The following is a 16,851-nucleotide window of genomic DNA, read 5'->3' as shown; positions in this document are numbered from 1 at the left end:
GCGGTCCTGAGTGATCCCTGAGTCGGTCGGGATCGATGGAACCGTGATCAGTGCAGCAGTGCCTGCAACGGTCGGAACGGTGTGAGCCACGCCCCGTCGTCGGGCAACGAGTCGAGACCGATCCGCGGCAACGGCTCACGGAACACCGCCGGGATGTCCTCCAGGTCGACGAACTCCAACTCCTCGGTGGTCAAGGCCCAGCTGGCATGCTCGCGGAAACCGATCACGGTGACCGGAACGCCGTCGGCGGCCACCTCGAGCAGCGGCTCCCGGAACGCCTGGCCGTCGGCCGAGGCGACGATGAGGCCAGCTAGTCCAACAGTGTGCCTGCGAAGTGCGATGTGGTCGAGCATGTCGCTGTCCACATCACTGTCATCGGCGAGTTTGGGCTTCGCGAACACCGCATAACCGACGTTGCGCAGCGCATCCACCCACGGCCGAACCACGTCGGCGCTGCCCGGGACGATGTTGGTGAAGACGGTGGCCTCCGGCTCCACCGACGTGCCCGTCGCCGCGGTGGCGGAGATGTCGGCGGTGCGCTGCAACAGCCAGCGGCCCAGCGCGTCGAAGCGCGGTCGGTGCGCCGCGGTCGGGCGGCCGCCGAGGATCGCGCCGAGCCCCATGTCCATGTTGGGTGCATCCCAGACCAACAGCACCCGCGGTGTTCCGCTCTGGCCGGAGATGGTGTCGGCGAACCGATTCGGCCCGGTGCCCGACGGTCCGGAACCTGGCGCTGACCCGGCACTTTGGGTGGGGGCCGGCTGGGTCGCAGTGACGTCGTCGCTCATGCTCCGCCGCTTTCGGTGGGTCGGGAAGTGGGGGGTTGGGGCCGAACATATACGAATTCGTTCACCTCGCGACCCTCTCGTTCGGCGCGCCCCTCGAATTTGGTGGTGGGACGGTCGAGCAGGATGGGCGAGCCGGCCGTCGCCTGGACGACGTGCGGTCGGTCACGCCGCTGGGTGGCGAGATGCTCGGCGATCCACTCCGCATACCCGGCGTGATCGGTCGCGATGTGCAGCACACCCCCGGGCACCAATCGGTCGGCCATCAGTTCCAGCGTGCCGCTCTGGATGAGCCTGCGCTTGTGGTGACGTGATTTCGGCCACGGGTCCGGGAAGAACACCCGGATCCCGGTCAGCGACTCCGATGTCAGCAGCTCGGTCAACACCACCACGGCGTCGCCGCGCACCATCCGCACATTCGTGAGTCCGCCGCGGTCCACCAGACCCAGTAGTTGTGCGAGGCCCGGCTTGTAGACCTCCACCGCGAGGACGTCGACGTGGGGTTCCTCGGTGGCCATCGCCGCCGTCGAGATCCCCGTGCCGCTCCCGATCTCCAGGACGACGGGTGCGTTGCGGCCGAAGAACTCCGGGAGGTCGATCGGTTCCTCGGGGACCCGGTCGGTACCGATCGCGAGGTCGCGGCCCAGCCGGGGCCACAACTGCTCCCAATTGCGCTGCTGACCCGTCGTCAGGGTGCCCCGACGGAATCGAAAACTGGTCACCCGCGGGTACAGACGTGACTGATCGACGCTCTCGCTCACCCGTCCATCGTTGCGCATGGGTGGTGTCGCGGAACAGCCGACACCGCTTCGGCCCCGGTCAGCGGGCAATCGACTCGCCGGACACCATGCCGCGCTGCGATGGTGCACGTTACATTTCCAGCATGGCGAACGACCCCAGCACTGTGTCCCCGGACACGCCCGCCCGGCTGGCCGAGTCCGGGCGCCTCGCCGACGTCGTCGCACCCGATTCACCCGCGCGCGCCGAACTCGCCGACGCCGCGCGCCGCTACGCGCGGCCCCTGCAGGTGCGGGTGACCGGTCGTGCGGGCAGCGGTCGGGCAACCTTCGCGAGAGCTCTGCACGAGCGGCTGTCGGTGGCCGCGACCAGCGATACCGGAGGTGATGACGCGGATCTGTGGATGCATGTGCTCACCGGCCCGCCGCGGGCGCACGATCGGGACATGCTGGCCCGTTCACCCACCGACCGGACCATCGTGGTGCTCAACAAATCCGACACCCACCGCGATCCGGTCGTGGCCGCCGAGGTCGCCGCGCGTTGCGCCGAGCAGATCGATCAGGCGGTGATCCCGGTGTCGGCGCTGCTGGCACGTGCGACGGTCACCGACGACGAACTCGGATTCCTCCGCGAACTGGCGCGCACCGGAGAAGAGATGCCGGCGATGGCCGGGGCGTTCCTCTCCGCCGGCCCCGACGACGAACGCGTCATGCGCGCCGCACTGATGCGGCGGCTGGACCGGACCGGAATCGAGATCGCGCTCGAGTTGCTCGCCGCACACCCCGACGTGACCGATACGACGATGCTCGACCGCGAACTGTGGCGACGCAGCGGAATCGACGAGGTGATCGCGCCCATCACCGAACGCGTCGGGCGGGTCCGGCAGTGGCGGCTGGTGGAGCTGCGCACCCGGCTCGAGACGATCGCCGCACGCGGGCACGACCGCGACGCCGTGGAGCCGCTGCTTGCGCAACTCGCCGAGACCGAGGCGACGAGATGGCCGGCGGCGTGATGGCCGGCGCCGGGGTGGCCGCCGATGTGTCGGCGGCCGTGGCCGGATTGACCGGCTACGAACCGGCCGCCATCGTCGGCGGGGGGACCGATGTCGCGGTCTTTGGGATCGGCGGGACCGGGGTGTCGACGCTGCTCGAGGCCTGCCGACACATCGACCCCACGCTGCGCGTGGAGTCCGGCCGATGGGGCGCCCGCGCCGACGATGCGGCGGTCGGCGCGGCACTGCTGGTGGTGGATCCGACGTCGTCGGTCGGTGCCGAGGAGCGCGGCGCCGTCGACGAGCTGCGGCGGCGCTTCGGAACCGTGGCGCTGGTGTGCACCAAGATCGACGCCTACTGGGAGTGGCCGCGCATCCTGCGCGCCCATCGCGCGACGCTCGATCCGCGCGAGGAACTCCCCGTCTTCGCGGTGTCGTCGACGCTCGCGCTGTCCGGGACCGACGCCGAGTCGGGCGTCGGCGCGCTGCTGCAGTGGGCTGCCGAGGAGATGGCCGCTGCACCCGCGCAGCGGCGCGAACGCGCCCGGACCGGTGCCGCGCTGGCAGCGCTCGGGCAACTCGAAGACGAGCTACTCGCCGCAGAGGCGTCCCGCGAGGACGATCCCGAGAACCTGGCCGCTCACCGTCGTCGCGTGCTCGAATCCCGCGACCGCGGCCGGGCCGACCGGCTGGCGGTGGTGCGGGCCGGACTGACCCGGGTGCGCAGCGAGACGATCGCCGACATCGCCGGTGGCACCCGCGCGCTCGCCGCCGACGCCACCGCTCGCACGGCGGGGCTGTCCGCGCGGGGTCGCGACGAGTTCGCCCGGTGGCTCACCGACCAGACCACGGCGATGCGAGCGCGGGTCGATACGGCCACCGACGAGCGCCTCGACGAGGTGTCGGCCGCAGCACTGCTCGGCATCGACGCGGCGGCGCCCCGACCGGCACCGGTCGCGGGAACCGACGACGTCGGGCCGCCCTTCGACAGGCCGGTGCCCACGGCACGGCGCAGCGGAGAGGATCTGCTGGTGGTGCTGATCGGTGCGTCCAGCGGGCTCGGGCTCGGGCGGCTCATCGTGGCGCCGATGGCCTCGGTGCACACGCTCCAGTGGGTGAGTATGCCGTTGACCCTGGTGCTCGGCGTCCTGGTGGCGGTACTGGTGATCCGCGTGCGGCGATCGGCCGCGGTACGGGCCGAAATGCGCACCTGGAGCGGCGAGGCGCTCAACGAGACCCGGGCGCGACTCGAACACCGGGTGGGGTCACGAGTGGCCGCGGCCGAAGCCCATCTGATCGGTCAGATCACCCGCTACCACGAACGTCGTACCCGCCAGGCGGCCGCCGATATCGCCGCGATCGACGAGCAGCTGCGCGCCCTGCGCACCGGCGCGGCCCGCCAACCCACACGCGACCGTCTCGCCCGCGTCCGGGCACTGCGCGCCGAACTCGCTCGCGTGTGACGGTTCCTCCGCCGGGTATCGCTTCGTCCCCCAACTGCAGTTGGCCGATCTGACGAAACCAGGTGGAAGAACCGATGCGACGGCCGCCGGGAGGGGGGCCGAAGTGCGATGGAACCGAATGGCGGGCCGGCGCGTCTTATCATCACGGTGGTGTGCGGATGCGGCATCGACGAGGGGAGTGCGGATGGACATGTCATTTCTGGGTGGTGATCCACTCGGCAATGAATCGTTCGACCACCAGGGGTCGGTGGATCCGGATGGGGGCGCCGCGGTGGGCCGCCACGACGCCGGCGCGGTGTTCGAGCACGCGGGTGCCACGTCGACACCGGATGATCACTTGTGGATGCACTCCGACGGCCGCATCTGGGATCTCGGCCCGGCCGATGTCGACACCGACGACGACGGCATCCGCGACTCATTGACCCGGACCGGCGACGGTGGACTCACCGTCTACACCGACTCCGACCACGACGGGCAGGTGGACAAGATCACCGAGGTCGATGCGGAAGGAACGTTCTCGTCGCGGGTGCTCGACCCGGGCAGCGGCACCTGGGTGGCCACCGACACCGGTAGGTTGGGCTGACCGACGAGACCGAGGCCGCTGAGCTACCCGGCATGGCCGATCGCGCGCCGACTCGGGGCCGACGCAACGTCGGCATACGCCATTGGCCGATGTCGTGATGTGGGATTTGCCGCATCTGGATCACCCCGGTACCTAGCGGGCGCTCGGTGAACGTATCCTGTGGTGACGACGACATCGCGACGGCTGTGCATCGCGCCGTCACCTCGGAGGAGAACCGATCATGACCTCAGCCACCATTCCAGGCCTGGACCCGAAGACCGCCCCGACGAAACACGCCGGATTGCTGGCGTGGGTTGCCGAGGTCGCGGAGCTGACGCAGCCGGAACGGGTGGTGTGGTCCGACGGTAGCGACGCCGAATGGGAGCGTCTGACCGGTCAGCTGGTCGAGGCGGGCACCCTGGTCAAGCTGAACGAGGACAAGAAGCCGAACTCGTTCTTGGCGCAATCCGACCCCGCCGATGTCGCGCGCGTGGAGTCCCGCACCTACATCTGCTCGAAGACCGCCGAAGACGCCGGTCCCACCAACAACTGGGTGGACCCGGCCGAGATGCGCGCCACGATGAACGGTCTGTACCGCGGGTGCATGCGCGGCCGCACGATGTTCGTCATCCCGTTCTGCATGGGCCCGCTCGGCTCCGACGACCCCAAGCTCGGCGTGGAGATCACCGACTCCGAGTACGTCGTGCTGTCGATGAAGATCATGACCCGCGTCGGTCCCCAGGTCCTCGAACTCCTCGGCGAGGACGGCTTCTTCGTCAAGGCGCTGCACTCCGTCGGTGCGCCGCTCGAACCCGGCCAGGCCGACGTCCCGTGGCCCTGCAACTCCGAGAAGTACATCTCGCACTTCCCGGAGGACCGCGAGATCTGGTCCTTCGGCTCCGGCTATGGCGGCAACGCGCTGCTGGGCAAGAAGTGCTACGCGCTGCGCATCGCGTCGGTCCTCGCCCACGACGAGGGCTGGCTGGCCGAGCACATGCTGATCCTCAAGCTGACCAGCCCCGAGAAGAAGGTCTACTACGTCGCCGCCGCGTTCCCGAGCGCCTGCGGCAAGACCAACCTCGCGATGATCCAGCCGACCATCGAAGGCTGGGAAGCCGAGACCGTCGGCGACGACATCGCGTGGATGCGCTTCGGCGACGACGGTCGCCTCTACGCGATCAACCCCGAGTTCGGCTTCTTCGGTGTGGCGCCGGGCACCAGCGACGACTCGAACCCGAACGCGATGAAGACCATCGAGGCCGGTAACACCCTCTACACCAACGTCGCACTGACCGATGACGGTGACATCTGGTGGGAGGGCATCGGCGGCGAGAAGCCGGCGCACCTGACCGACTGGCTCGGCAACGACTGGACGCCGGAGTCCGATCACAAGGCCGCCCACCCCAACTCGCGCTACTGCACCCCGCTTGACCAGTGCCCGTCGCTGGCCAAGGAGTGGGACGATCCGCAGGGCGTGCCGATCTCGGCGATCCTGTTCGGTGGCCGCCGCAAGACCACCGTGCCGCTGGTGACCGAGGCCCGCGACTGGCAGCACGGCGTGTTCATGGGCGCCACCGTCGGCTCCGAGCAGACCGCAGCCGCCGAGGGCAAGGTCGGCACCGTGCGCCGCGACCCGATGGCGATGCTGCCGTTCCTCGGCTACAACGTGGGCGACTACTTCGCCCACTGGCTCGACCTCGGCAAGAATGCCGACGCGCAGAAGTTGCCGAAGGTCTTCTACGTCAATTGGTTCCGTCGCGGCGACGACGGCCGCTTCCTGTGGCCGGGCTTCGGTGAGAACAGCCGCGTGCTGGAGTGGATCGTCGGTCGGATCGAGGGCAAGAACGAGGGCATCTCGACTCCTGTCGGCATCGTCGCGAAGCCCGAGGAAATCGACGTCGACGGCCTCGATGGTGTGCCGGCCGAGGACATCGCGGCCGCGCTCGCGGTGAACGCCGACGAATGGCGCCAGGAGATCCCGCTGATCGAGGAGTTGTTCGATTTCGTCGGCGACAAGCTCCCCAGCTCACTGCGCGACGAGCTCGATCACCTGAAGCAGCGTCTCTCGTGAGTTGAGTCTGAGGGTGCGCCGACAGCGGTCGGCTACCCCCTCGCGCCGAGAGAACCCCAAAAAGCGCCGAGAGAACCCAGAATTTCGTCGAGAGAATCTGGCTGCGTGATTGGCTGGGTTCTCTCGGCGCTTTTTGCGGTTCTCTCGGCCTCCGTGGGGTGAGTTGGGGAAGTCGGGTTGCCGGGTGCGGGGCCGGGTTGGCGGGGGCCGGGGGCTTGGTGGGCCGGTCGGCGACCGAACCATGGGGTAGGGTGCCCTACCATGAGACTTCGCTTGTGGGGGGCGGCGCTCGTGTCCGCTTGTGCTGTAGGGCTTTCGACGATGACCGCAGGTGCGGCGGTGGCGGCACCGTCGAGCAGCGAACCGATTGCGCTGTATAGGGATTCCACGATCATCGGTGCGGTCCCCACCTTCGGCGCGATCTCCGGCCTGGACCGCACCGGAAACGGCACGTACGTGCTGATCTCCACCGACGTCGGCCGGCAGGGCCCGGCCCGGACCTACAACGCCACCATCCCGTTCACGTCGAACCTCGGCTTCACGGGCGGGGGCCGCGTGACCGGTGGCGGTACGGTTTTCGCTCCCTACAACCTGCCGATCCTTCCCGGCGGCGCACAGTTCGAGGGCATCCGCCGGTTGGGGGACGGCTATGTGGTGGCCAGCGGCGGGGCGAATCAGTTCGTCCGTGTCACCGGTCCGATCGGCAATCACGTGCGGGATCTGCCGCTTCCGTCGGCCTACCGGGTCTCCGGCAAGTCCGGCCTGAACGGTCAGCGCGGGTTCACCGGAGTGGCCGTGTCGCCCGGTGATCGGGTCAGCGCGATCACCGCGGGCGGTCTGAAGCAGGACGCGCGCACGTCGGCGCGTCTGATCACCTGGGCCGGCCGCGGCACGTCGGAGTACGTCTACCGCACCGACGGCGACAAGGTGGCCGCCGATGTGCTCGCGGTGAACAACACCGACTACCTGGTGCTCGAACGCGGCAACGGGCGCGCCGCGCGCATCTACTGGACCACCACGCGTGGGGCCACCCCGGTCACCGGGAAGAAGGAGCTGTCCGGCCGCGAGAAGTCGATGCCGAAGAAGCGGATCTTCTCGACCGCACCGTTGACGCGTCTGGCTGCCGGGAACATGTCGGGATTGGCGTGGGGTAACTGGCTTCCGGCGACTCCGTCGAAGGGCTACCGGTCGCGCATCCTCTACATCGTGACCAACGACATGTTCGCCGGTCCGACCCGCGTGCACGGTCTCGAAGTCCATCTGCCCACGCGCTGACTGGGTGCCGCTCCGCTGTCCGAATGACCCGAGGACGTACCCCGAGTCCGTCTCAGGGATATTCCTGATGGCCAACGGTCGGGAGTTTTGGCACCGTTGATGCCATGACATCGGCTCATACGGACGGTTCACTCATCGACACCCGCGCGGTCGCCGCCGGCGCGGCGGATCTGACCAAGGTCTACGGCACGGGTGACACCGTCGTCGAGGCCCTGCGCGGCGTCACCATCGAATTCGGCGAAGGCGAGTTCACCGCGATCATGGGGCCGTCGGGTTCCGGCAAGTCCACCCTGATGCATTGCCTCGCCGGGCTCGACGTCGCCAGCGGTGGACGCGTGCACATCGGTGAGGCAGATCTCACCGGCCTCTCCGACAAGGCGATGACCGAGTTGCGGCGCGACCGCATCGGATTCGTGTTCCAGTCGTTCAATCTCGTTCCGACGTTGACTGCTCGGGAGAACATCACCCTGCCGGTCGACATCGCCGGCCGCGATATCGACACCGAGTGGTTCGACACGGTGATCGGGCGTCTCGGGATCGCCGATCGTCTCGATCATCTGCCCAGCGAGTTGTCCGGCGGGCAGCAGCAGCGGGTGGCGTGTGCCCGCGCCCTGGTCGGTAAGCCGGAGATCATCTTCGGCGACGAGCCGACCGGCAATCTCGACTCGCGGTCATCGGGCGAGGTGCTGTCGATCCTGCGTGCGGCGACAGACGAGTTCGGGCAGACGGTGGTGATCGTCACCCACGATCCGCGTGCGGCCTCCTATGCCGATCGGGTGGTGTTCCTCGCCGACGGGCAGATCGTCCGCGAACTCGCGCGCCCCTCGGCCGATGACGTGTTCGAGGTGATGAAGAATCTTGACGGCGCCGGGAGCGAAGCGAGCGGGCCGAGTGGTGACGGCGCCGGGAGCGAAGCGAGCGGGCCGAATGTGAGCGGCGCCGGGAGCGAAGCGAGCGGGCCGAAGCACGCAGCCGACGAGAACACCTCCGAGGTGCGCTGACCACATGGCCTCCTCGACGGTGATGCGCCGGGTGTCGTTGCGCAACCTGCGCGCTCACAAACTCAGACTCTTCCTGACCGTGTTCTCGATCGTCCTCGGCACCTCGTTCGTGGCCGGGTCGATCGTGTTCACGTCGACCATCTCCAAAGCGTTCAACGACATCTTCGACTCGGCGGCGCCAGGCGTGGCGGTGGAGATCACCCCGGACAGCAATCAGTCGCCGGGTGTGCCGCTGACGGTCGTCGACGACCTGACCGCGCAGAAGCAGGAACTGGGTATCGACAAGATCGTCGCCAACTACACCGGCTCGGTGACGATCGCCGGGTCCGACGGCAAGGCGTTGCAGACCGGTGGCGCTCCCAGTGTCGGTACCGCCTACCTTCCGCCTGATCAGTCGTTGTCCCCGGACAGCAGCAAGATCCTGCCCGGTGGTCGTGGTCCGACGAATGCCGGTGAGGTGGCCTTGAATTCGTCGGCCGCAGACGAAGCCGGCCTGCAGGTCGGGTCCACCACACAACTCGTGGTGGGGCAGGGTTCGGCGCAGCCGCGTGAGGTGACGGTGGTCGGGCTGCTCGATCTGCCCGGCTCCACCGGCGGCTACGTCAACGTGCAGTTCGACGAGGCGACCGCGCGCAGCTTGTTCTCCGACGGGCAGCATGTCGCGCAGGTGGACATGTCCGCGGTCGACGGTGTCACGCCGGAAGAGTTGCAGAAGCGGGTGCAGGCGGCTCTGCCGCCCGACACCTACGAGGTGCGCACCGGCGATCAGGTGCGTCAAGACCAGAAGGACCAGGTCAACGAGTTCCTGACGATCTTCACCGCAATCCTGTTGGCGTTCGCCGCGATCGGCCTGATCGTGGGCACCTTCATCATCTACAACACCTTCTCGATGATCGTCGCGCAGCGCAATCGCGAACTGGCGCTGCTGCGGGCGGTCGGTGCGAGCCGACGTCAGGTGTCGAGGTCGGTGCTGTTCGAGGCGTTTGTGGTCGGTGTGATCGGCGGGCTGGTGGGCCTGGCCGTCGGTATCGGTTTGGCGGCGTTGCTCAAGGCGCTCACCACCTCGGCCTCGGGGCTACCCGACGCGCCGCTGCAGATCGGCGTGTGGGCGGTACTGGCGGCGTTGTTCGTCGGGATCGTGGTGACGATGATCAGCGCCTGGGTGCCGGCTGTGCGGGCGTCACGGGTGCCGCCGGTGGAGGCGATGCGCGCCGGGATGGCGGAGGGGTCTGCTCCGCTGGTGCGACGCACCGTCGTCGGTGCGGTCGTGGGTGTCATCTCGCTGGTGGCCATCGTCGCCGGTGCGATGGGCGTCGGCGTCGGACCGGCGATCGCGGTCGGTGCCGGTGCGGCAGGTGCGATCGCGGCGGTGGTCTTGGCCGGTCCGGCGTTGTCGCGGCCGGTGGTGGGTGCTCTCGGTTCGGTGCTCGGCGCCCCGTTCGGCCGGATCGGCCGTCTGGCCCGCACCAATGCGGTGCGCAATCCGCGACGGACCGCGGCGACGGCGTTCGCGTTGACTCTGGGTCTGATGTTGGTGGCGGTCATCGGCACCCTGGGAACCTCGTTCAAGGGCACGGTCAACGAGGCCGTGGACAGCGGGATGACTGCGGAGTTCATCGTCGCCGGCAGCAATCAGATGCCGATTCCCGGGGCGGTCGCCGACCAGGTGGAGCAGGTCGACGGTGTGGCGGCGTCGGTCAGTTTCGGCATCATCCAGGCGACTGCCGACGGCCAGCAGGTGGCCGGCTATGGCGCGGTGGGCGGGCAGCCCGCCGATGTCGCGGTGCTCGACATGCGCGACGGGGCGTCGGACCAGTTGCCTGCCGACGGCATGTTCGTCAGCGAACGCACCAGCATCGACAAGGGTTGGCAGCGCGGCGATGTGGTCACCTTCACCGGACCCACCGGCCAGGAGGTACCGGTCACGGTGTCCGGGGTGTACGCCGACAACGAGGCGTTGCAGCCCTGGTTGGTCGGACCCGACGTCTACGACCAGTTGGTGCCGGCGTCGGCGCAGGTGAGCGCGATGATATTCGTGGCACCGGAACCGGGTGTCTCCGCGGAGACGTTGCGCACGAATCTGGAGGATGCCACAGCGTCCTACCTGACCGTCCAGGTGCAGGACCGGACGCAGTTCAAGAGTTCGGTGTCGAGTCAGATCGATCAGATGCTGGCCACCCTGTACGCGATGCTCGGCCTGGCCCTGCTGATCGCGGTGCTCGGGATCATCAACACGCTGGCGTTGTCGGTAGTGGAACGCAAGCGGGAGATCGGAATGTTGCGCGCCGTCGGCATGCTACGGGCGCAGGTCCGTCGCAGCATCTACCTCGAGTCGGTGCTGATCGCCATTTTCGGTGCCATCCTCGGGGTGCTGCTCGGCACCGTCATCGGCGTGGCGCTGGTGCGCACGTTGGCGAAATGGGGCCTCGGTACGCCTGTGGTGCCGTGGACTCTGATCGTCATCACGCTGGTCGCGTCGGCGGTGGTGGGCGTGCTTGCAGCGTTGTGGCCGGCGGTCCGGGCGGCGCGCACGCGGCCGCTGGAGGCGATCGTCGAGGCGTGAGGGCCTCGGGTCGCACACCCGCGTCGTCGGCGGGCAGTGACACAATCGGTCCATGACCCGACCACCCGACGAACCCTGGGACCCGAATCGCGAGAGCCCGGAGACGCGACGTTTCGAGCCTTCCGACGAGACGGCCGCCTACGGGCCGACCGATGAGATCCCGGGTCAGCGTGCACAGGGCGCGGGCCCCGGCGAGCCGCCGACCACGGCGGCGCAGCCGGGGCCCTACGACGCGCCGCAGGCGTACACCGCGGCCAACTACGGCGCGGGTTATGGGGGGCCCGGCTACGGCGGTCCGGTACCACCGGGGCCCCCGCCACCGAAGAACACCGGACGCACCGTCGGTCTGGCGCTGGCCGCGCTCGGCGCCCTGGTGGTGCTGGCGCTGGTCGGTGTGCTGATCGCGCGCGGCGGCACCGACGACGGCACGGACGCAACGGCGGGCGCCGACTCGTCGTCGGCGACGACGTCGACCACCGAGCGCGAGGACACCACCACGTCGACCACCACCACGACCGAGGACACAACGACCACGACGACACCCACCGTGGCCCCGGGCGAGGTGGTCTATCAGCTCACCGGCAATGGTGACGTGGTGGGCATCCGCTACCTCGAGCAGGGCAGTTCGACGGTGGTCGCCGCGGCCGGTACCCCGTGGTCGCAGGCGGCGACGGTCGGCGGGACGTCGGCGGAGATCACCGCCATCGTGATCCGCGGCCCGGTGACCTGCAACATCCTGCGTGGTGAGGATCTGCTGGCGTCGTCGACCAGTCGAGGCGGGCCGCTGCGCTGCGCGGCGACCGTGAATTGACGCCGCCCCGCGGCGCTCAGCGTTTCCGTAGCACCAGCACCAGGTTGGTGCCGAGGATCTCGCGCAGGCAGGGCACGCGCATCACCCACCACAGCCACGACGGCAGATAGCGTGGGAACGCGCCGACGACGTCGGCACCGGCCACGGTGCCGGCCCATCGCAGCCCCTGCGCTGCGGTCACCGGGAACAGTGAGGTGCCGTAAAGGTTCTTGGGCGGATGACCGTGCCGACGGGTGTACCACCGCGCGGCGCGATGCCCGCCGACGTAGTGCGTCAGGCCCATCTCGTGTCCGCCGAACGGCCCCCACCACAGCGTGTAGCTGATGATCACGGTGCCGCCCGGTCGGGTCACCCGCAGCATCTCGTCGGCCATCCGCCACGGTTCGCGGGTGTGCTCGACCACGTTGGAGGAGAACGTCACATCCATCGAGCGGTCGGCGAACGGCAGCTGCTGTCCGGAGCCGCGAACGGAGGTGCGGTGCTCGAGGCCGCCGGCGTGCATCTCGCTCGGATCGGGTTCGACGGAGATGTAATGCGCGCCGCGGCGGTCGAAGGCGTCGGCGAAGTAGCCGGGACCACCGCCGACGTCGAGGATCACCGCATCCCGCAGGGGGCGGTCGTGCCAATCGCCGACCATCTGGGCCGTGTCGGCGGCGATGGCGCCGTAGAAACGTGCCGGATCGGTCTGCTCGAACCGGAAGTCATCGAGCAGGCGTGCGGCACGCGACAGGGTGGCGTACTGGGCGAACTCCGGCCGGATACCCCGCCCCGGCAGCCGCCGCCTCACGTGTCCACCCGCGCTTGGCCGGTGCCCGGCGAACCGCCGGAGCGGGCGCGCAGCCCGATCATGAAGGTGTGCAACGCGAACCGGAACTCCGAGCGCACATCCTTCGGCAGAGCGGGTACGACCGTGCTCAACGACGGGTACTGCCCGGCGTCGAGGCCGCGGTAGTACTCGAACACCGCGGCGCGGTCGTCCTCGGTGTCCTGTGCGGACTGCAACGCGTATCCGACGATCAACCGCGCCAGCGCGTGATCGGCGGCGCCCGCATCCGAGGCCGACAGGCCCGCTGCCATAAGCAGCGTCAGCGACCGTTCGTAGCGGGTCAACCCCATCGGCCCGAAGTGCACCTGACCGGCGAAGAGACTCGCCGAGTGAGGATGGCGGTGCAGGACGTCGAAGGTGACCACGGCGGAGCGTTCGACGACCTGATCCCACCGGTCGCCGAGGTCCGAGCGCGCCAGCGCGGCGACGATCTCCGACATGATGTGTTCGGCCAGGCGGGTGCACAGTTCATCCTTGCCGCCCGGGAACTGACGGTAGAGCGTGGAGGTCGAGGAGCCCAGCCGCCGGGCCAGTGCGCGCATGCCGAGCGACCCCTGCCCGCCGTCGGCCAGTAGTGACAGCGCCTCTGCGAAGATCTCCTCGGCGGGCAGCGGCGGTCGGCCGCGGGGATGCTCCGGCATCGAGGTTCCTCGTCTCGGCTGATGGACGGTCGGGCGACGTGGTGTCCGAGGCAACTCGGCTCGCCCGTCACGCTCACCTCGCCGGTACGGATCGTCTCAACTATCGTTGTAGACGTCCGACGGGTTAGCGGCTACAGTGTAGCCGCAACAGACACGCTGTCTGTCGTCGGACCGGGACCCCCGGGTCGGACGCGGTATGGAGGGGATACCACGTACGGCTCGGGGGTTCTGCTGTTGCGATCGCCTACTCTGGTCGCAATGTCCGAACCGATTCATGTGCTGCTGCTCTGCTGGCGCGACACCACGCACCCGCAGGGTGGAGGCAGTGAACGCTATCTCGAACGCGTCGGCGCGGAACTGGTCGAGCGCGGTATGCGAGTGACGCTGCTGACCGCCGCCTACGATGGCGCGCCGGCGATCGAGCACCGGGCCGGGGTGCGCATCCTGCGGGCCGGTGGTCGACTCTCGGTGTACCCGCGCGCTCTGCTGACGATCGTGGCCGCGCGGTGGGGCCGCGGCAGGCTGCCCGGTGCGCCCGACATCGTCATCGACACCCAGAACGGCATCCCGTTCTTCGCCGGTACGGTGTCGCCGGTGCCCACGGTGGTGCTGGTTCATCACTGCCATCGCGAGCAGTGGCCGGTCGCCGGACGGTTGCTCGGGAGGTTCGGCTGGTGGCTGGAATCGCGGGTGTCGCCGCGGGTGCACCGACGCAGTAGGTATGTGACGGTGTCGGGTCCGTCGGCAGACGAACTCGTCGCCCTCGGCGTGGACCGTGAACGGATCACCGTGATCCGCAACGGGATCGACGCGATCGTGCCCCAGCCGGCGAACCTCGCCGAGTCCGACGACCCGACCGGCGGCCCGCGGTTGTGTGTGCTCTCCCGACTGGTCCCACACAAGCAGGTGGAGGACGCCCTGGCCGTGGTCGCCGAATTGCGCCACACCCGAGCCGACGTGCACCTCGACGTGATAGGCGGTGGCTGGTGGTCGGATGAACTGCGCGACACCGCCGCCCGGCTCGGTGTGCAACGATTCGTCACTTTCCACGGCCATGTCGACGAGCCCCGCAAACATCAGCTGCTTGCCCGCGCCGACGTCCATCTGATGCCATCGCGCAAGGAGGGCTGGGGTCTGGCGGTGGTGGAGGCGGCCCAACATCGGGTGCCCACCATCGGCTACCGCAGTTCGGTCGGACTGGTCGAGTCGGTCGAGCACGGCGAGACCGGCCTGCTCGTCGACGGCGTCGACGAACTGGTCAGCGCGACAAGGAAACTGATCGACAACCCGGAGGAGGCCGCGCGCCTCGGTGGCAACGCGCAACGCAAGGCGGCCGGCTACTCGTGGTCGGCGACCGCCGACGGATTCATCGACGTGTTCGACGGGCTGCTGCAATCAGCGCCGCGACCAGTGCGATCACCGCGGTAACCGCCCAGACGAGATGGGCGACAATGGCTGTCGTCCGCGCGGCGGTGGACGCCCCGAGATCGGCGATCGGCCCGGGGATGCGATAGAGCGTCAGGTCGGCGCCGCGGAACACGACCGCCGCCTCGGCGGCGAGGGCCGATGGCGGATCGTTGTTCTCCACCACCACCCAGCCGACACCCAGCTCCGTCAGGCGCCCGACTGAGCCACCGGCCGACAATGCCGCGTCGACGTCGGCACCGCGCCCGGACGGCGGATCGACGACCGCCGAATCCACCACCAATCGGCCGGATTCGGCGACCGGCGCGCGCACCATTCGGGGCAGCGGGTCCAGTGACGGTCCATCGGTGAACGAGTACTGCCGCACCGACCCGGTCGGCCACACCGCCACCGCGCCGTGATCGGCGGTGATCTGTGCCGAGACGGCCGCCCAGTCCGACGGGTAGGTGACCGGGGAGATCGTCCCGCCGACACCCCACGCGAGGTCTGGTAGCGGTGCGACGATCAGAAGTGTTGTGGCGGCGAGCGCGAAACCGGCGGGCACCCAGCGGCGTGCGGCGGCCACCGCGGCGGCGGTCGCGACGGCGACGAACGGTACGAGCAGCGCGAGGTACTTCTGGGTGTCGCGGAACAATCCGAGTCCCGGCACGTCCACGGTGGCGGCCGACAGCGTCTCGGCGACCGGCCCGATGGCTGCCACACTCACGGCGATGGCGGTGGCCGCGGCCACCACACCCAGGGTCGCGATCACGCCGGTGTCGGGTCCCCGGTGACGCCACAACCAGACGGTGCCGGTGGCGATGACGAGCAGCAGCGCCGCCGTCGCCACGGCCGCCCACCAGATGGTGCGGCTGGTGGGAACAGCCTCGGCATTCCAGATGCCGCCCAGCCCGAGCACCGTGCCGATGGTGCCGAGTCCCGGTTCGGCACGCACGCCGAAGACGGTGAAACCGTTGTCGCCGGCGGCGATGGACGCATGGCCGACAAGTGTTGCGGTCAACCACGGCAGGGCGGCGACGACCCACCCGATCCACCAGAGGCCGAGCGTCCGCCCCCGGGCGGCCCCGGATCCCTCGTATCGGATTCTGCGCGCACCGATCCCGGTCAGCGCGAGGAGGAGAACGCCGGACAACATCGACCCAGTCGGGGTGAAGGCGGCGGCGCAGAGCGCGGCCACCAGGTGAGTCCACGGCACCCAGCGCGGGGTTGCCTCCGACTGGCCGTCGACGGTGTCACGCAGAATGTCGCACGCCGCGGTGGCGACCCACCCGAGTGCTGCATACGAGACCAGCAGACTCCAGTGTCCCTGCAGGAGGCGTTCGGCCACATAGGGATTCCAGATCGCGACCATCGCCGCGGCAGCCGCGCCGGTGCGCCCGGCGGCGCCCACCAGACGCAGCGCCAGACGGCCGTAGCCGACGCCGGCGCACACGAGGGCGGCGAAGGTGATCGCGACGACCACCGCACCGCCGTCGACCACCGACGACGCCATCGCGACGACCCAGTCCTGCGGGACCGCGCGCGGCGGCAGATCCCCGACGCCCAGGGTGGTGTCGGTGACGAAGGAGCGTGGGGTGGACACCGCATCCCGGTAGAGCAGGTGTCCGGACCGCAGCAGCGGCGCCATGATCAGCGCGGCCAGTGCGCCGCTGACGGCGCACAGGAGGACGACCGGGTGGCGGCGCCGGGTCATGGCCGG

14 protein-coding genes are annotated in these 16,851 nt (G+C 69.3%); 9 read left to right on the top strand and 5 right to left on the bottom strand.

Going from position 1 to position 16,851, the window contains the following annotated elements; all coding sequences use genetic code 11:
- Positions 1 to 47 precede the first annotated feature (47 nt).
- Positions 48 to 788, bottom strand: a complete 741-nt coding sequence (locus ACIGKQ_RS06190; RefSeq protein WP_287015175.1) for an NYN domain-containing protein — start codon at positions 786 to 788, stop codon at positions 48 to 50.
- Positions 785 to 1,564: a tRNA (guanosine(46)-N7)-methyltransferase TrmB gene (gene trmB, locus ACIGKQ_RS06185; RefSeq protein WP_235722821.1), complete on the bottom strand. Its 780-nt coding sequence runs from the start codon at positions 1,562 to 1,564 to the stop codon at positions 785 to 787. The genes ACIGKQ_RS06190 and trmB overlap by 4 nt, the downstream gene beginning before the upstream one ends.
- Positions 1,565 to 1,668: 104 nt before the next feature.
- Here trmB and ACIGKQ_RS06180 point away from each other — a divergent pair, with 104 nt between their 5' ends.
- From ACIGKQ_RS06180 to ACIGKQ_RS06145, 8 genes are all read left to right on the top strand, one after another.
- Positions 1,669 to 2,535, top strand: coding sequence for a hypothetical protein (locus ACIGKQ_RS06180; RefSeq protein ID WP_266060778.1), 867 nt, complete (start codon positions 1,669 to 1,671; stop codon positions 2,533 to 2,535).
- A complete protein-coding gene (locus ACIGKQ_RS06175) occupies positions 2,520 to 3,977 on the top strand; it encodes a GTPase domain-containing protein (protein WP_287015178.1) in 1,458 nt (485 codons plus the stop codon). The genes ACIGKQ_RS06180 and ACIGKQ_RS06175 overlap by 16 nt, the downstream gene beginning before the upstream one ends.
- Positions 3,978 to 4,161: 184 nt before the next feature.
- Positions 4,162 to 4,560, top strand: a complete 399-nt coding sequence (locus ACIGKQ_RS06170; RefSeq protein WP_266060781.1) for a DUF6802 family protein — start codon at positions 4,162 to 4,164, stop codon at positions 4,558 to 4,560.
- Positions 4,561 to 4,780: 220 nt separating this feature from the next.
- Complete coding sequence (locus ACIGKQ_RS06165; protein WP_266060782.1) at positions 4,781 to 6,610, top strand: phosphoenolpyruvate carboxykinase (GTP); 1,830 nt, start codon at positions 4,781 to 4,783, stop codon at positions 6,608 to 6,610.
- A gap of 261 nt (positions 6,611 to 6,871) precedes the next feature.
- The gene (locus ACIGKQ_RS06160) at positions 6,872 to 7,885 is read left to right on the top strand and encodes an esterase-like activity of phytase family protein (RefSeq protein ID WP_235722816.1); all 1,014 of its coding nucleotides are present in this window, start codon (positions 6,872 to 6,874) and stop codon (positions 7,883 to 7,885) included.
- 104 nt (positions 7,886 to 7,989) lie between these two features.
- Entirely contained in the window at positions 7,990 to 8,886 is an 897-nt protein-coding gene (locus ACIGKQ_RS06155) for an ABC transporter ATP-binding protein (RefSeq protein WP_396572756.1), read from the top strand.
- A gap of 4 nt (positions 8,887 to 8,890) precedes the next feature.
- Entirely contained in the window at positions 8,891 to 11,449 is a 2,559-nt protein-coding gene (locus tag ACIGKQ_RS06150; RefSeq protein ID WP_396572754.1) for an ABC transporter permease, read from the top strand.
- A gap of 52 nt (positions 11,450 to 11,501) precedes the next feature.
- Positions 11,502 to 12,260: a hypothetical protein gene (locus ACIGKQ_RS06145; RefSeq protein WP_235722813.1), complete on the top strand. Its 759-nt coding sequence runs from the start codon at positions 11,502 to 11,504 to the stop codon at positions 12,258 to 12,260.
- Between the two features lie 16 nt (positions 12,261 to 12,276).
- On the opposite strand, the gene ACIGKQ_RS06140 is transcribed toward ACIGKQ_RS06145, so the two are convergent.
- A complete protein-coding gene (locus tag ACIGKQ_RS06140) occupies positions 12,277 to 13,047 on the bottom strand; it encodes a class I SAM-dependent methyltransferase (protein WP_235722812.1) in 771 nt (256 codons plus the stop codon).
- Positions 13,044 to 13,727 carry a TetR/AcrR family transcriptional regulator gene (locus ACIGKQ_RS06135; protein WP_235722811.1) on the bottom strand — a complete coding sequence of 228 codons (684 nt, stop codon included), beginning with the start codon at positions 13,725 to 13,727 and terminating at the stop codon, positions 13,044 to 13,046. Before ACIGKQ_RS06135 ends, ACIGKQ_RS06140 begins: the two co-directional genes overlap by 4 nt.
- Positions 13,728 to 13,985: 258 nt before the next feature.
- On the opposite strand from ACIGKQ_RS06135, the gene ACIGKQ_RS06130 reads away from it, so the two are divergent.
- Positions 13,986 to 15,155, top strand: coding sequence for a glycosyltransferase family 4 protein (locus ACIGKQ_RS06130; RefSeq protein ID WP_235722810.1), 1,170 nt, complete (start codon positions 13,986 to 13,988; stop codon positions 15,153 to 15,155).
- Here ACIGKQ_RS06130 and ACIGKQ_RS06125 read toward each other — a convergent pair.
- Positions 15,094 to 16,845, bottom strand: coding sequence for a hypothetical protein (locus tag ACIGKQ_RS06125; RefSeq protein WP_396572751.1), 1,752 nt, complete (start codon positions 16,843 to 16,845; stop codon positions 15,094 to 15,096). The genes ACIGKQ_RS06130 and ACIGKQ_RS06125 overlap by 62 nt on opposite strands.
- Between the last annotated feature and the right edge of the window lie 6 nt (positions 16,846 to 16,851).

This window comes from Gordonia sp. NPDC062954 (assembly GCF_044543825.1).
Taxonomy (GTDB): domain Bacteria; phylum Actinomycetota; class Actinomycetes; order Mycobacteriales; family Mycobacteriaceae; genus Gordonia; species Gordonia tangerina.
This window is presented reverse-complemented; position numbering and strand designations above follow the sequence as displayed.

Excerpts from the sequence above, each read along its gene's own strand:
- ACIGKQ_RS06180 (WP_266060778.1), top strand. The coding sequence starts at position 1,669 with ATGGCGAACGACCCCAGCACTGTGTCCCCGGACACGCCCGCCCGGCTG.
- ACIGKQ_RS06135 (WP_235722811.1), bottom strand. The coding sequence starts at position 13,727 with ATGCCGGAGCATCCCCGCGGCCGACCGCCGCTGCCCGCCGAGGAGATC.
- ACIGKQ_RS06190 (WP_287015175.1), bottom strand. The coding sequence starts at position 788 with ATGAGCGACGACGTCACTGCGACCCAGCCGGCCCCCACCCAAAGTGCC.
- ACIGKQ_RS06165 (WP_266060782.1), top strand. The coding sequence starts at position 4,781 with ATGACCTCAGCCACCATTCCAGGCCTGGACCCGAAGACCGCCCCGACG.
- ACIGKQ_RS06170 (WP_266060781.1), top strand. The coding sequence starts at position 4,162 with ATGGACATGTCATTTCTGGGTGGTGATCCACTCGGCAATGAATCGTTC.
- ACIGKQ_RS06145 (WP_235722813.1), top strand. The coding sequence starts at position 11,502 with ATGACCCGACCACCCGACGAACCCTGGGACCCGAATCGCGAGAGCCCG.
- ACIGKQ_RS06175 (WP_287015178.1), top strand. The coding sequence starts at position 2,520 with ATGGCCGGCGGCGTGATGGCCGGCGCCGGGGTGGCCGCCGATGTGTCG.
- ACIGKQ_RS06160 (WP_235722816.1), top strand. The coding sequence starts at position 6,872 with ATGAGACTTCGCTTGTGGGGGGCGGCGCTCGTGTCCGCTTGTGCTGTA.
- ACIGKQ_RS06125 (WP_396572751.1), bottom strand. The coding sequence starts at position 16,845 with ATGACCCGGCGCCGCCACCCGGTCGTCCTCCTGTGCGCCGTCAGCGGC.
- trmB (WP_235722821.1), bottom strand. The coding sequence starts at position 1,564 with ATGCGCAACGATGGACGGGTGAGCGAGAGCGTCGATCAGTCACGTCTG.
- ACIGKQ_RS06150 (WP_396572754.1), top strand. The coding sequence starts at position 8,891 with ATGGCCTCCTCGACGGTGATGCGCCGGGTGTCGTTGCGCAACCTGCGC.
- ACIGKQ_RS06155 (WP_396572756.1), top strand. The coding sequence starts at position 7,990 with ATGACATCGGCTCATACGGACGGTTCACTCATCGACACCCGCGCGGTC.
- ACIGKQ_RS06130 (WP_235722810.1), top strand. The coding sequence starts at position 13,986 with ATGTCCGAACCGATTCATGTGCTGCTGCTCTGCTGGCGCGACACCACG.